Here is a 16,143-nt window from a genome sequence, read left to right as displayed (position 1 = left end):
CGGATTTACTTGGCCTCATACCAGTTTCTGCCGAAGCTGACTTCTGCTTTCAGCGGAACGGCTAATTCCAAAGCTTTCCCCATCACTTCAGGCACTAATTCCTTCATTGTTTCTAATTCCTCTTCCGGCACTTCAAATACCAATTCATCGTGTACCTGCAACAGCATACGGCTTTTCAGTTTTTTCTCCGTAAGTGCTGCATCCATGTGCACCATAGCCAGCTTGATAATGTCAGCAGCGGTTCCTTGAATCGGTGTATTCATCGCTGTACGTTCTGCAAAAGAACGAAGATTAAAGTTGCTTGCATTAATTTCTGGTAAATAACGGCGGCGTCCAAGAAGTGTAGTTACATACCCATCTTGTTTGGCCTGTTTCACGATATCGTCCATGAATTTACGAACACCTTTGAACACTTCAAAATACTGCTCAATAAACTGTGATGCTTCTTTTCTTGTAATGTTCAAGTTCTGAGACAGACCGTAATCGCTAATTCCATATACGATTCCGAAGTTAACAGCTTTTGCTGATCTCCGCATATTGCTGTCTACCGCTGATTCCTCTACTCCAAATACATCCATTGCCGTTTTTGTATGAATATCCATATCATGTACAAAAGCTTCTTTTAGATTATCGTCATCCGAGATGTGAGCAAGCACACGAAGTTCGATCTGTGAATAATCGGCAGCGAGAATGTACCAATTTTCTTCGGAAGGAACAAACACTTTACGGATCTTACGTCCTTCTTCGAGACGAATCGGAATGTTCTGCAGGTTCGGAAACTGACTGCTGAGTCTGCCTGTGGCAGCAATCGTTTGACGATAGTACGTATGCACTTTCCCTGTTTTATCCGAAATTTCTTTCAGTAACCCTTCTACATACGTCGATTGCAGCTTCGCAATCGAGCGGTACTCTAAGATGTGCTGAACAATTTCATGATACGGAGCGAGCTTCTCCAGTACTTCTGCATCTGTTGAATAACCTGTCTTTGTTTTCTTAATAACCGGTAATCCCAATCTATCAAAAAGAATTTCACCTAGTTGTTTTGGAGAGTTCAGATTAAATTCAGTTCCGGCAATCTCATAAATTTTCGCAACTAACGAAGATATCGTCTGTTCAAATTCAGATCCAAGCGCTTTAAGTTCGTCTACATTCGCTTTGATTCCTTGCTTCTCCATGTCAGCAAGTATGCGTGACAAAGGCATTTCAAGATCATAGAAAAGTTCATGCATTCCTGTCTCTTCTAAATCCTTCTGCTGTAAAGAAATCAGACGGGAGATCGTTTCTGCTTTGCGGCATAAATATTCACAAACAATCTTCTCTTCTGGAAGTTTATATTTAGCCCCTTTACCGAACACTTCATCATCTGACTGTAGACGAGCCAGACCATACTTCGATGCAACTCCCCATAACGTCTGGTTTGAATCTGTTGGATCAAGCAGATAACCTGCAAGATGCACATCAAAATCAGCACCCGCAAATGGCAGCCCGTTCGCATGCAGTACAAGGTCTACCCTGTGCAAATCATACCCCTGTTTCGGATAATCTGGGTTGCTTAACCACTCTCTTACCCCTGCGCATGCTTCCGTAGAGAGCATCTCTGGAGAAATAAAATAATATTTTTCACGATCCGTCAGTACAATCCCAATCAAAGCAGCATGATGAGGGTTATCCCCTCGTGATTCAACATGAACGATCTTGATACGAGGAAGTAGCGGCAGCAAGTCTGCTATGTTCTCTTCCGTTACAATAACGGTCTCAATCTCTTCTTCTTCCGGTGTATTCTCATCCGCATCTGCCTGTTTAACAGTAAAGGCAAGTCGCTCTAACAATGATTTAAATTCCAGCTTCGCGAGTGCGGGAGCAGCAGACTCTTCCTGAATACCGCCAAATACCATGTCATCCCAAGTTTTCTCAAGCGGTACTTCTCGGTAAATAGTAGCCAGCCGCTTACTGAGCCGTGCATCTTCTGCATGAGTCTCTATTTTCTCTTTCATCTTCCCTTTTAGTTCCGAGGTATTGCTTAATACCTCTTCAACTGATCCAAACTGATGAAGCAACTTCAGTGCTGTTTTTTCTCCCACTCCAGGAACACCAGGGATATTATCAGAAGGATCGCCCATCAGTCCTTTAAGATCAATAATTTGCAGCGGAGAAAGACCGTAGCGTTCTTCAATTTCTTTTGGACCGTAATTTTCAATTTCAGATACGCCTTTACGAGTCAATGCAATATTTACGTTCTCAGATGCCAGCTGTAACATATCCTTGTCACCCGTAACCACAAGGACTTCGCGGCCCGCTTCATCGGCACGTTTTGTGAGAGTTCCAATGATATCGTCGGCTTCATATCCAGATAGTTCAAACTGAGCAATACCGAATGCGGTAAGCAATTCTTTCAGTACAGGGAATTGTTCCGATAATTCAGGCGGTGTTTTTTGGCGTCCGCCCTTATATTCTTCATAACCTTCATGGCGGAACGTTACTTTCCCTGCATCAAAAGCCACCATCATATGTGTCGGCTTGTGTTCTTCCAGCAACCGAAGAAGCATGGTCGTAAATCCGTACACCGCGTTTGTATGTAATCCGCTCGAATTCGTCAGCGGGGGCATGGCAAAAAAGGCTCGATAAATAATACTATTTCCATCAATCAAAATAAACTTTTCCATAGATACACCTCTCTTGTTTCACTTCTCCCTATATGATAACACATGGGAACTCTGCTTCAAAAAACAAAACAAAATAACTAGTCACTCTCCTGCATTATCGGCCAAATGGAAGAAAAACAGTCCGAACCGAAGTCCAGACTGTTTCCTTTTACCGTTTTGCTATTTTAAATCGTTCTGCCAGTCTTCCAAGGAAGATATCAGCCAGAATGGCAAGTAAAGCAGCAGGGATGGCCCCGGCTAATATTTTAATATTATGCCGCTGATTAAGACCCGCATAGATTTCACGGCCAAGTCCATCGCCCCCGATAATCGGTGCGAGTGCAGCCACACCAATTGCAATGACCGCAGCAACACGTAAACCTGCCATGAGGAAGGGAATGGATAACGGCATTTCCACTTTCCACAGCAGTTGGAACCTGCTCATTCCCATCCCTTTTCCTGCATCCTGAAGTCCAGGACTTACTTCCTTCAAGCCAACATAAGTATTACGCACGACAGGATTTAAAGAGTAAAGGAATAAGCCAATAACGACACTTTTGAATCCGAGACCGAACATAACCATGAGTAGAACGAGCAGAGCCATACTTGGAAGTACTTGAATAATGTTTGTAAAGAACATGATGACTCTACCTGTTTTTTCATAACGAGCACTAAGAATACCAAGCGGAATCCCAATAACTAAAGCAAGTCCCAACCCGCAAAGCACCATTAAAATATGTACCCATGTTAAATGTAATAAGTAAGATGCATTTTCAGTAACGTAATAATAAAATTTCATGAATGAATTCGCATCTGGATGCATCGCTGATGCAGGAAGTTTTGATTCATCAAGTAATCCAAGCTCGACCAAATACTTCATCGCGACGGTCCGCGGTTCCATTTTTTCTACATCGACTTGATAACTTAGCTCTGTCATCGTATCTGCATCAATCGTTCCCACAAGAGAAGAAAGTATTTCATCCAGTTCAGGATGCTCTTCAATCAGCTCTTTACGAACCACCGTTGAAGCATCAAATGGAGGGAAGAATTGTTTATCATCCTCAAGGGTCACAAGGTTAAATTCTTTAAGTCCTGGATCTGTAGTATATGCTAGAACAACATCTACAATGTTATCAGCAACTGCGGAGTATACGAGTGAAATTTCCATAGGAGAAGTCTGAGCAAAAGTAAAACCGTACTCTTTTGTGAATGCCGGATATCCATCAGTCGGACGTTCAAGCCAAGTCGTATCCACTCCAATTCTCATAACTCCTGCATGTTCTTTTAAATCAGACATCTTGCTAAGACCGTACTCATCTGCAACTTCTTGTTTTACCGCCAATGTATACGTATTCTCGAAGCCAAGCGAATCATACCATTTCAGATTCCATAGCTTATCAAAACCTTCCTGAGCCTGACGGAGTACTTCATCTCGATCCCTTGTATCCTCAACTTCAAAATAACCGTTAAAAATTTCTCCTGAATATAAACTTCCCATATCCATTTCGCCTTTGCTAAGTGACCTTAGCAGCAGACTGGAAGAAGCTAGATCTGTCGTTACATCAACACTTAAATCCGTACGATCTTCAATTAATGCCTTATATATCTCAGCAAGCACTTTGGTTTCTGTAAAGGTTTGTGTACCTATTCTCACCCGGTCAGCAGCTTCTGCCTTACCAGGCAAGCTTACTGAAAAAATGGACAGAATGAGCATAAATAGAACCAGTGTGCGCGTGACTTTCAACGATTTTTGTTTAGTAACTCTCATTTGTACGATCTCCCTCTTTCCTTAGTAGCTTATGAGACTTGATCTTTTATATCTCATATGATTTCTTCAGACAATTAGGAAACCTACGCCTTTGCACTATTTTGGTTCGGTCTAATTGCTTTCTCAAGTGCTCCAAGTAACAAGTCAGCAAGCAGTGCAAAAAGAATAGCTGAAAGTGCGCCTGCTACAATAAGTTCGGTCTTGTTTACCCCAAGTCCCGACATAATTAACTGTCCGAGTCCACCAGCTCCAATAAGTCCAGCGAGAGTAGTCCAACTAATGATATAGACTGTCGTTATTCTAATACCTGACATAATGTACGGAACCGCCAAAGGCAGCTCGATCTGAAATAAACTTTGAAGTCTGCTATAGCCCATTCCCTTCGATGCATCTCTCAGTGCAGGGTCAACTGCCTGTAATCCAGCATATGTATTTCGCAAAAGCGGCAACAAAGAGTATAGAAATAATGCAACGATTGCTGGTGTCATTCCAATACCGAATAAAGGAATCATCAGAGCAAGAAGAGCTAAACTTGGGATGGTTTGAAATAGATTCGCCACACTGAATACCAGGGAATTCACCCATTTAATCTCTGAACTTGAGATCATGATCGCTACGGGTATAGCAACAACGATACCTAGAATGGTAGCAATCGCTGCGATTAAAGCATGCTGACCTGCGGCACTAAGAATATCTGGGTAACGTTCACCTATGAAAACAAAGAAACTTTTTATCGATTCAAATACCTGCATTCACTTCTGCCTCCTCTGGTTCTGGAGTATAGACGTCTGCAAGCAGTCTTACCACACTACCTCTCGTGATGAGACCAAGGAAAAGTCCATCTTCATCAACTACAGGCAAATTAGAAAGCTGGTTCTCATTCAGTATAGTAAGCGCAGTGGTAACCGAATCTCCTCTATAAAGTACGTGCTCTACAGGGTTCATAACATCGACTATTTTCTTATCTTCTTCACGATAATGTTTGATTAACTGATAGATCGTCACGTTACCAAGCAAACGTTTATTTTTATCCACAACCAGCAATGAGTCTACTTTACGTCTTTGTAAAATGGTAATTGCTTCTGCAATCCCTCTAGATGGGAACGCAGTAGCAGGATTGTTAATCATGACTTCTTCGACATTCGGGAATTCGGTGATGTCTTCTGACAGCAAGCGATCTTTACCAATAAAGCTTTCTACGAATTCACTTGCCGGGTGACGTAAAATCTGATCCGGCGTTCCTACTTGTTCTATTTGTCCACCTTTCATAAGTACAATGGTATCGGCGAGTTTGATCGCCTCATCCATATCATGCGTAACAAAAACGATGGTTTTTTTCACTTCTGTTTGAAGTCGAATTAACTCATCTTGCAGTTCTTCTCTGCTAATCGGGTCAAGTGCACTAAAAGGTTCATCCAGCAAAATAATATCAGGGTCTGCTGCTAGTGCTCGAATGACACCGATCCGCTGTTGTTGCCCACCACTTAGTTCGGAAGGATAACGATTCCCAAATGTCTCGGGTGCAAGTCTGACTTGATTAAGGAGTTCATCTACACGTGCATCGATTTTTGCTTTATCCCATTTCAGCAGACGCGGTACGACACCTACGTTCTTAGCGATTGTCATATTGGGGAACAAACCCACACTTTGAATGACATAACCTATGCTTCTTCTGAGATCTACTGCATCTGTTTTCGATATATCTTTCCCGTTAATCAAAATTTGTCCATGGGATGGAACATTCAAACGGTTGATCATTCGCATTGTTGTTGTTTTACCACAACCAGAAGGACCAATAAACACGGTAATTTCACCTTTTTTAATCGTAAGATCAATGCCTTTTAACGCTTCAAATCCATCATCATACACTTTCTTAACACCTTTAAATTCAATCATGAATCGTTTCCCCCTGTCATATTTCGTCCCTACGCCTAAAAAACTCCCAGCATATAGAAAAAGAGCCGATGTCAACAGCGGCTCATTTCACTATCTTTACGAAATTTGCTAGGTGAGTTGCTTAACTGACAGAGTATAATTACCCACTACTGAACAAAAAGAAACAGAATTACCCGAAAATTCCTAAAAAAATAGAAATTTAAAGATAATCCTGCCATTTTGAGGGGTCTAAAAACCCATATTTTACTACGCATTCCTATGCTTTTCGTCCTCTTTATTGATTCAGGTCAGGACGTTTACCTGTAACTAAATATACAGCACTCTCACCAATATTGGTTGCATGGTCACCAATTCGCTCGATATAGCGACCCACCAGCATAAGAAGCATGGCCTGGGAAGCATCTTGCGGATGATCCACCATGAGCGCATATAAGTCTGTTATCATATGGCTGTACAGTTCATCCACTTCATCATCCGTTTTTGCCATTTTGTAAGCCAAATCTGCATTTTCATCAAGATAAGAGGTAATGGAATCATCAATCATAAGCTTTACAATCTCCCCCATACGCGGGATATCGACAAGAGGCTTGATTAGTTTCTGACCTTCCATACGCAGTGTCACTTTGGCTACATCCAGTGCAAGATCACCCATTCGTTCTAGGTCACTTGAGATTTTGAAAGCTACGATAATTCTTCTTAGATCTTTAGCGACAGGCTGTTGTGTGATAATTAGCTTCGTTCCAAGTTCCATAATCTCTTCTTCCATTGCATTCAGCTGGATATCTTCCGATACGACCTTCTGGGCAAGTTTGAGATCACCTGACTTTAAGCTGCTAATGGCATCTACTAATGCTGTGTTTACGTGTTCCGCCATCTTAAGCAATAAATCCCGAAGCTGATTTAATTCCCGGTCAAATCCTTTTCTACGAATCATCCTTGCTGTTCCTCCTCATGTAAATGAAGTGTAGCTATTTTATTCGTACAATCCGTTAACCAAAACGTCCAGATACATAGTCTTCTGTTCTAGGGTCTTGTGGATTGGAGAAAATTTCGTTCGTTTCTGCCGCTTCGATCACTTCCCCATTCAGGAAGAAGACCGTTTTTCCAGATACGCGAGCAGCTTGATGCATATTATGTGTAACCATGACAATCGTGTAGTGATCTCTTAACTCTTGTACAAGTTCCTCAATTTTGAGGGTAGAGATCGGATCGAGAGCTGATGTTGCTTCATCCATAAGCAGCACTTCAGGTTGAACTGCCAAAGCACGGGCAATACATAAACGCTGTTGTTGTCCTCCCGACAGACTCATTGCCGAGCGTTTCAAGTAATCTTTCACTTCATCCCACAGTGCAGAACGGCGCAAACTTTGTTCAACAATTTCATCAAGAACTTTTTTATCCGTTGTTCCGTGAAGACGTGGACCATAAGCGATGTTATCATAGATCGTCTTAGGAAAAGGATTGGGTTGTTGAAACACCATACCTACCCGTTTACGAAGAGTCTCAATCGGCATGTTCTCACCATAAATATCTTGTCCATCGATCTCTACTTTTCCTTCAATTCGTGTACCCGTAATCATGTCATTCATACGATTGAGTGTACGAAGGAGTGTAGATTTACCACAGCCGGAAGGACCGATAAAAGCAGTTACTGTATTTTTGGGAATCTCAAGATTTACATTTTTTAGCGCATGAAAAGATTCATAATATAGATTCAGGTTTTTAATATTTATCATCGTGCTGTTCATCCCTGGTTTATCTCCTTTACTGCATAGTGAGGATCATCTTGTCCTGCGAATAACAAACCTCACAAAATAAAAGCTTAACATCATTGTAACGCCCCATTGTAAAGGCTATATAAACAATTGTTAACGCTATGTAAAATGTAAATCAGAAAACCCCGCTAATCCGCTTATTTTCAGCTTCAAAAAGCAGACTTTCATCGAAGCTGTGAAACCGTCTTTCGTTTCCCTGCTACAAGCTTATATCCCACCCCACGTATGGAGTCGATATGAACCGTTTCGGGATCCAGCTCCAGCTTTTTCCGCAAAGAACTTACATGAACATCTACGGTTCGCTGCCCTCCAATATAATCAAATCCCCAAACCGCATTCATCAAATCATCCCTTGTTAACACAACACCAGGCTTTTTAGCTAAATACAAAAGCACTTCAAACTCTTTCGGACGAAGCTGTATAGGTTGTCCACTCAGCGTCACTTCATACTTCTTCGGATAAATCTCAAGTTCTCCCAACACAATTCTTGATCCGTCCTCTTCATCAGGTATCGGCTGTTCCTCAATTCCAGATACCCTGCGCAGTACAGCATCCACCCTGGCCAGCAGTTCCGATACCCCAAATGGTTTTGTTATATAATCATCTGCACCCAGTTTTAGTCCTTGAACGACTTCATTTTCCCCATTTTTAGCAGTGAGAATAATGATAGGGGTTTTCACCCCCGTACTTCTAAGTTTACTTAGAATCTCGAGTCCATTCATTCCAGGGAGCATAATATCGAGCAGGATCAGATCAAACTCCTGAGAAGAAGCTCGTTCGTAACCGGATGTACCGTGATCTTCTACTGTTACATCATAACCTTCTTGGGTCAAGTTATAGGAGAGTAATCTTGCTAGTGTAGGCTCATCTTCAATAACTAATAATCGCTGTGCCATGGTATCCCCTGCTTTCTTTTCATGTTCATTCAGTTCATAATATCATTACTTTGTTATCGTGGTGTAAAATATGACCGTCTATATTATCTGCTATTCATTTGATAATCTATTCCTCATCCGCATGTTCCTGAAGAAGCGGTAAGACAACGGTAAATGTCGTTCCCGTACCCAGCTCACTCTCCACCATTAACGTTCCATGATGCAGTTCAACCAAATGTTTCACAATGGATAATCCTAGACCTGTCCCGCCAGAATTACGAGATCTTCCTTTATCTACCCGATAAAACCGCTCAAATACTCTAGGCAAGTCGGCTTTTGGTATACCGATTCCCGTATCGCTGATTTGGAAAGCTACTTTCTCTTCTCCATCATTTTTGTCAATGGATGCCTGAATTTTCACTTGTCCACCCTCAAGAGTATAGTTAATCCCATTACTAATTAGATTCAAAAAGATCTGTTTCAGTTTATCCTCATCGGCTTCCATAAATAATTCATTAGGCACGTCTACAAGAAGACGGATCTGTTTTTTCTCTGCTTCATTGCTTAACGTTCCGATCACCATATCAAAGAACGAATGAAGATGAACCGGAGAGCAATCAAGGTTAGATCTTTTAGATTCTATTTTCGATAATTCCAATATGTCACCAATCAAGCGGTTCAATCGGTCACCTTCATCATATATAATTTGCAAAAAGGATCGTACGGTCTCCTCGTCCTTTACTCCTCCGCTAAGAAGGGTCTCTGCAAAACCTTTCACCGCTGCTACAGGTGTCTTCAATTCATGGGATACATTAGCTACAAATTCACTCCGTATATTTTCTAGACGCCGAATGGCTGTGATATCTTGAAGTAAAAATAGCATCCCTCGATAACTTCCATCATTCTCGAACATCGGAACCCCGTCTAAACCAACAATTAATTCTTCAGGTGTATATAAACGTACCTCTTCATGTATACGATCTCTATGATCAATAGAAGATTCAATGAGTTTCGTTAACTCATAATGTCGTTTTTTGAGTTCATGATAGGGTCTGCCCATCACACGATGCTGTTCAACACCAAGCATACGCTCACTTTCTTTATTGAGCACAGCAATATTTTGCGTGGCATCAATCATAATAATACCGCCTGTCATATTACTCATTACACTCTGAACCAAATCCTCACTATCACGGATCATTTTCAGCTGAGTCTGCAGGCTGTCAGCCATACCGTTGATCGCTTTGCCCAGTTGACCGATCTCATCATCACGATTAAATTTAACTCTTGCATCATAATCCAGTTTAGATATTTGATTCGCTACCTTCGTAATGTGTTCAATAGGACTCGTAAGACTTTTCCCCACCCGATAGCAGACAAATGCCACTAATACAAACAAAATAATAAGAGTGATAAACATAAGAAACCAGCCTCGGCCTAGTCCTTCGTCTACTGCTTTCAAACTCATAGAAAGCCTGATATATCCATCAAAGTTCCCATCTGATGAAGTTACAGGAAGCGCGATATATAACATCTTATCGCCAAGTGTTTCGCTCGTCCGAATCGAATGTCCGTATGAAGTAGACCCTTCGGTAATGGATGTAATTTCCTCACGGTTTAAATGGTTATCCATTTTTGATGCGCTATGCTCCGAATCACCAATAACCGTACCATCTCTAAGAATGAACGTCGTTCTAGAATCGGTGAGTTCCTCAAGTTCTATGGCTTTTTCTGTATAATATTTGGTTACCGTTTCGGAATCCCCTTGCGTCTTCATAAAAGGAAAATGGGTTTGCAGTAGTTTAATCTCACGCACCATATTTTCTTCAAGGGCATTAATATGTACTTCTTTGAATACTTGACCCAGAGCCACACCTGCCGCTAAGACAGAAATAAAGATCAGCGTCATCATAATGGCGGTAAGCCGAAAACGAAAAGTCTTCATATGCGTTATTTACTCATCCTTTATATAGTTATTCTAAACATTGTATTTTACATTTCTTCTTTTTGAACGGGGAAAAAACGTTGCAGCAGCGCATGATGCAGTGTTGCAAGCGGCTGCTGAATCATAATTCCAAGAACAACAGGGATCGCTGCTTGCGGCGAAAAATAACCCATCGCAAGAACAAGTCCGAGTGAGATATTACGCATTCCAGCTGCATAAGACATCGTCACCCTTATTTCCCGGGAAACATTTCTCATAAGATAAGAGCCTGCAAATCCAATACAATAGCATAACGCAACTAACAATACGACAGCAATAGATGCGAGAATAACACTTGTTTCCAATGTTCTCATATGAGGAGCGATGGCTGCCGCATTTAGAAGCACGACTGCAGCGAAGAATATTTTTGAAATAGGCAATGTAACGGGAGCAGACCACGCTTTGAATTTTCCTTTTGAAATTTCGTAGATGGTTACGCCAAGTACAGTAGGAACTACAATAATTAACAAGAGATCCTTCATCAGTGAAACGGTATCAAATTTGATAGCAGCTCCAAAAAAAAGTTCAATGAGCCCTGGTACAATAAGCGGGCTAAGTGCTGAATCTACAACTACCATGGCAAGCATTAAGGGTACACTTCCATAAGACATGCCGACCCATAATACCGAAGAAACACCTAAAGGAATAATCGAGAATAAGACCAATCCCACCGTATAGTCAGAATCTGGACCAAACAGAGCTGCTCCAAGCGCAAAAGCAATAAGTGGTGTCAGTACATGAGCTAGAAGCAGCGTAATAAATACAGGCATCGGTTTGTACACTACATTCTTCAAATGAGTAAGACCACATCCCAAAGCCATGACAAACGTAACAAAGCCAAATAGATAGGGAACCCAAGAAACAAATGGTAAAAAGAGTTCAGAAAAAACAATCCCTACAATGAGGGTGAATGGAATAATAGCAAACATATACTTCTCAAACCAGGCTGCAAATCGAAGTGACCAAGATCCCATATATTATCCGATTCCTTTCCATAATTCTATCAAATTGATCATACCACACATTAAACGGTGTACTTCGATCGTTATGTAAATTTTATCAAGTTAATGTAAAAAGGTCTCATACGGACGTAAGACCGCACAAGACCTAATTAGTTAAGTTATAGCTAATATTAACCGTTCACTACTTCTCCGCCATTTACATGGATAACTTGTCCACTCACGTAAGAAGAATCACTAGATGCCAGATATACGTAAGCTGGTGCGAGTTCTTCCGGTTCACCTGGACGTTTCATCGGCTGTGTTGCTCCGAATTCACTTACTTTCTTTTCATCAAAAGTAGAAGGAATGAGCGGAGTCCAGATCGGACCCGGTGCTACCGCGTTTACTCTGATTCCTTTATCGGCCAAATGCATGGACAAGGAACGTGTGAAAGCAGTAATGGCTCCTTTCGTAGCAGAGTAATCAATTAAATTTTCACTGCCTCGGTAAGCGGTGATGGAAGTCGTATTAATGACAGCACTACCGCTTGTTAAATGAGGCATTGCTGCTCTTGTCATATAGAACATACTGAATATGTTCGTACGGAACGTTTTTTCCAGCTGTTCATCTGTAATATCTTCAAAGTTTTGCTGTGGATGCTGTTCAGCTGCGTTGTTCACTAGAATGTCCAGCCCGCCTAATTCATCTACTGTTTGTTTGATCGCTTCGCTACAGAATGCGGAATCCCGAATATCACCTGGGATCAGAACACACTTCACACCCTCTTGCTCTACGCATTTCTTCGTCTCCTCTGCATCGCTGTGCTCATCTAAGTAGACGATCGATACGTTTGCACCTTCTTTTGCGTAGGCTACGGCCACAGCACGTCCGATTCCGCTGTCACCGCCCGTAATTAGAGCAGATTTCCCTTTCAATTTCCCTGCAGCTTTGTAGGATTCTCCCTTGTACTTCGGTCTTGGGGTCATTTCCGATTCAATCCCTGGCTGTTTGCTTTGTTGTTGTGGAGGTAACGTTTTGTTTTGATTCTCTGACATGATCTCGTTCTCCCTTCCTTTTCTAGAATGTTTTATCACGTATTTTCATAATCAAGTTATAGGATGGCTAATCTTGCTGTCCTTATACGTCAATCTTTGAAACCTAACAGTAGACTATCAACCATCCTCTTCGTTATGATTTTACCCGTCCTCTGCTTAATGAAACTTACTTGCCCCATTCTATGAAAAGAAAACTCAACCTTTTACTATGGAAAAACGCAAAAAAAAGACAGAACATTTCGCAAATACTTGCGAATAATTCTGCCTTACTTAAAAATATATAGGTTGATGAATACTTTATATCGATATGTATTCTTACCTGGTTTCTACCAAGGGTAGACCATGATTCCAAGCATCACGAGCAACAATACAGCTAAAATAATACTGAACATACGCAGTTTATTTTTCTCTGCACTGATATCTCGTTTTTCTTGAATACCTGCAATCCCAAGACGAAGTGATTTACCCATGATTCCACCAATCGCGAGCATTGCGAGAAAGATCACAACAACTACGATCATCCAGGAAACAGCATAATCACCTTTGCTCATGATGTATCCGCCTGTAATCAGCTGAATGATCAAACCGTATTGAGCAATACGATTAAATGTTCTGACAGCAGCGATACTTCCCTCTTGTGCTGGTGCTGCTAGTTTCATAAGCGCACTAACCACGAAAGGAAGTAATAGATAATAACCTACCGATACCGCCCCGAGTATGTGTACAAAATAAAAAATTGAACCCATCTTTTCCATTCACTCCTTTCCTACTATTCTATTATAATCTTAACCGTAGAAATAAAGCTGGAATCAATCCATGGACAATTAATGAATGACTTTATTCCTATCTATCAAATTATACTGATTATGAAGCATAAAGAAAAGGAAACCCTGCTCATCTACAGGATTTCCTTATCATTCATTCACTATTTATTCATTTTTTTATTAGAATAAGTCCTATACCGATACGACTGACATGACATTTCGCACAGATTCAGCCGATTGATCAAGAGCTGCTTTTTCCTCTGTTGTAAGATCAAGTTCAAATATTCTCTCGATACCATTACCACCGAGGATCGTAGGAACACCAAGAAATAAATCATGGTAACCATATTCTCCCTCCAGATAAGCAATGACGGGAATAATCCGTTTTTTATCCTTGAGAATAGCTTCCGTCATCTGTACAAGGGAGGCAGCAGGCGCATAATAGGCACTTCCGTTACCAAGCAAGTTCACGATTTCTCCACCGCCAACACGAGTTCGCTGTACGATGGATTCAATCCGCTCTTCTGAGATCAGTGAGTCGATAGGAATACCGCCCACGCTGGAGTAACGGACGAGAGGAACCATATCATCCCCATGACCCCCAAGTACGAAGCCGCGAACATCTTCGACAGAAACATTCAGTTCTTGAGCGATAAAAGTGCAATACCGAGCCGTATCCAGTACACCAGATTGCCCAATAACACGGTTCTTAGGAAAACCAAGTGCATGATAGGCAGCATAAGTCATCGCATCCACTGGATTACTTAATATAATAACGATGGAATCAGGACAATATCTCTTAATATTTTCACAAACCGATTTGACAATCCCTGCATTGGTGTTCACCAGATCATCACGACTCATGCCTGGTTTCCGAGCAATTCCAGCAGTGATAATGACAATATCCGAATCAGCTGCATCTTCGTAGTCTGAAGTACCAACGATGTTACTATCAAAACCTTGAATTGGGCTTGCTTCGAGCATATCAAGCGCTTTTCCCTTCGTTGGGTTCTCAAGTTGAGGAATGTCAACAAGAACAACGTCACCAAGTTCTTTTTGAGCTATCATAAGTGCGGTAGTAGCTCCGGTAAACCCAGCTCCAACGACAGTAATTTTTTTACGCTGAATTGTCAATAGATTCGCTCCTTACAGGTTTTTTATAATCTCATTAGCAAATTCGGAACATTTTACTTCTGTTGCTCCGTCCATCAAACGTGCAAAATCGTAAGTTACGGTTTTGTTATTGATGGAAGTTTCCATACCTTTGTAGATCAGGTCAGCCGCTTCCTGCCATCCCAAGTGTTCAAGAAGCATTACACCGGACAAAATTACGGAACCTGGATTAACCACGTCTTTGTCTGCATATTTAGGAGCAGTACCGTGGGTTGCTTCAAAAATAGCATGTCCTGTTACATAGTTGATGTTCGCTCCAGGCGCAATACCGATACCGCCTACTTGTGCAGCAAGAGCATCAGACAGGTAGTCACCGTTCAAGTTGAGGGTTGCAATCACATCAAATTCAGCTGGACGAGTCAGTACTTGTTGAAGAGCGATATCCGCAATCGCATCTTTAATAATGATTTTACCTGCATCTTCTGCTGCTTTTTGAGCGGCATTCGCTGCATCCGTACCTTCTTTTTCTTTGATTTCATCATACTGAGCCCAAGTGAATACTTTATCGCCGAATTCAGCTTCAGCCACTTCATAACCCCAATTTTTGAAAGCACCCTCTGTAAATTTCATGATATTACCTTTGTGTACAAGTGTAACGCTCTTACGTCCATGAGTAATCGCATACTCAACAGCAGCACGTACAAGACGTTTGGATCCTTCGGAGGAAACAGGTTTGATGCCAATACCAGAAGTTTCAGGGAAGCGAATTTTGTTAGCGCCCATTTCCTGTTGCAAGAACTGGATTACTTTTTTCACTTCTTCAGAACCTTCTTGGTATTCAATACCTGCATAAATGTCTTCTGTATTTTCACGGAAAATGACCATATCAACAAGTTCAGGACGTTTTACCGGAGAAGGTACACCATCAAAATAACGTACAGGACGCAAGCACACATACAGATCAAGTTCTTGACGAAGTGCTACGTTCAGTGAACGGATTCCGCCACCGATTGGTGTAGTAAGTGGTCCTTTAATTGCTACAATATACTCACGGATTGCTTCAAGTGTATCTGCAGGAAGCCACTCACCGTATGTATTAAATGCTTTTTCACCAGCAAAAACTTCATACCAAGCAATTTTCTTTTCGCCGTTATATGCTTTCTCAACAGCCGCATCTAGTACGCGTTTGGATGCTTTCCAAATATCGCGGCCTGTTCCGTCCCCTTCAATGAAAGGAATAATTGGGTTATTAGGAACTTGAAGCTGTCCATTATCAATCGTAATTTGCTCGCCTTCTGTAGGGAGTACGAATTTTTCAAAGTTTGGCATA

Annotated in this window: 13 protein-coding genes; all 13 read right to left on the bottom strand. The window is 41.4% G+C overall.

The window, feature by feature from the left end; translation table 11 throughout:
• Nucleotides 1–5 precede the first annotated feature (5 nt).
• Nucleotides 6–2,663 carry a DNA polymerase I gene (polA, locus tag KJS58_RS08635; RefSeq protein WP_213532126.1) on the bottom strand — a complete coding sequence of 886 codons (2,658 nt, stop codon included), beginning with the start codon at nucleotides 2,661–2,663 and terminating at the stop codon, nucleotides 6–8.
• Between the two features lie 148 nt (nucleotides 2,664–2,811).
• Nucleotides 2,812–4,410: a glycine betaine ABC transporter substrate-binding protein gene (locus KJS58_RS25720; RefSeq protein ID WP_306433066.1), complete on the bottom strand. Its 1,599-nt coding sequence runs from the start codon at nucleotides 4,408–4,410 to the stop codon at nucleotides 2,812–2,814.
• Nucleotides 4,411–4,493: 83 nt separating this feature from the next.
• Entirely contained in the window at nucleotides 4,494–5,162 is a 669-nt protein-coding gene (locus tag KJS58_RS08620; protein WP_225229008.1) for an ABC transporter permease, read from the bottom strand.
• The gene (locus KJS58_RS08615; protein ID WP_213532125.1) at nucleotides 5,149–6,306 is read right to left on the bottom strand and encodes an ABC transporter ATP-binding protein; all 1,158 of its coding nucleotides are present in this window, start codon (nucleotides 6,304–6,306) and stop codon (nucleotides 5,149–5,151) included. Before KJS58_RS08615 ends, KJS58_RS08620 begins: the two co-directional genes overlap by 14 nt.
• 274 nt (nucleotides 6,307–6,580) lie before the next feature.
• Nucleotides 6,581–7,240, bottom strand: a complete 660-nt coding sequence (phoU, locus tag KJS58_RS08610; protein ID WP_213532124.1) for a phosphate signaling complex protein PhoU — start codon at nucleotides 7,238–7,240, stop codon at nucleotides 6,581–6,583.
• Nucleotides 7,241–7,295: 55 nt separating this feature from the next.
• Nucleotides 7,296–8,054 carry a phosphate ABC transporter ATP-binding protein PstB gene (pstB, locus tag KJS58_RS08605; RefSeq protein ID WP_213532123.1) on the bottom strand — a complete coding sequence of 253 codons (759 nt, stop codon included), beginning with the start codon at nucleotides 8,052–8,054 and terminating at the stop codon, nucleotides 7,296–7,298.
• A gap of 191 nt (nucleotides 8,055–8,245) precedes the next feature.
• Nucleotides 8,246–8,977 (bottom strand): response regulator transcription factor, encoded by a 732-nt coding sequence (locus KJS58_RS08600; RefSeq protein WP_213532122.1) that lies wholly within the window; start codon nucleotides 8,975–8,977, stop codon nucleotides 8,246–8,248.
• A 106-nt stretch (nucleotides 8,978–9,083) separates the two neighbouring features.
• Nucleotides 9,084–10,901: a two-component system histidine kinase PnpS gene (pnpS, locus tag KJS58_RS08595; protein WP_213532121.1), complete on the bottom strand. Its 1,818-nt coding sequence runs from the start codon at nucleotides 10,899–10,901 to the stop codon at nucleotides 9,084–9,086.
• A gap of 47 nt (nucleotides 10,902–10,948) precedes the next feature.
• The gene (locus tag KJS58_RS08590) at nucleotides 10,949–11,914 is read right to left on the bottom strand and encodes a bile acid:sodium symporter family protein (protein WP_213532120.1); all 966 of its coding nucleotides are present in this window, start codon (nucleotides 11,912–11,914) and stop codon (nucleotides 10,949–10,951) included.
• A 158-nt stretch (nucleotides 11,915–12,072) separates the two neighbouring features.
• Nucleotides 12,073–12,936, bottom strand: a complete 864-nt coding sequence (locus KJS58_RS08585; protein ID WP_213532119.1) for an SDR family oxidoreductase — start codon at nucleotides 12,934–12,936, stop codon at nucleotides 12,073–12,075.
• Between the two features lie 326 nt (nucleotides 12,937–13,262).
• Nucleotides 13,263–13,682 carry a hypothetical protein gene (locus KJS58_RS08580; protein WP_213532118.1) on the bottom strand — a complete coding sequence of 140 codons (420 nt, stop codon included), beginning with the start codon at nucleotides 13,680–13,682 and terminating at the stop codon, nucleotides 13,263–13,265.
• A 210-nt stretch (nucleotides 13,683–13,892) separates the two neighbouring features.
• Complete coding sequence (mdh, locus tag KJS58_RS08575) at nucleotides 13,893–14,834, bottom strand: malate dehydrogenase (RefSeq protein WP_213532117.1); 942 nt, start codon at nucleotides 14,832–14,834, stop codon at nucleotides 13,893–13,895.
• Nucleotides 14,835–14,846: 12 nt separating this feature from the next.
• Nucleotides 14,847–16,142: an NADP-dependent isocitrate dehydrogenase gene (icd, locus tag KJS58_RS08570; protein WP_213532116.1), complete on the bottom strand. Its 1,296-nt coding sequence runs from the start codon at nucleotides 16,140–16,142 to the stop codon at nucleotides 14,847–14,849.
• Nucleotide 16,143 lies beyond the last annotated feature (1 nt).

Origin of the sequence: Paenibacillus sp. J45TS6, from assembly GCF_018403285.1 — a bacterium.
GTDB lineage: Bacteria > Bacillota > Bacilli > Paenibacillales > Paenibacillaceae > Paenibacillus.
The sequence above is the reverse complement of the archived record's forward strand: the minus strand, read 5'-3'. Positions and strand labels throughout refer to the sequence as shown.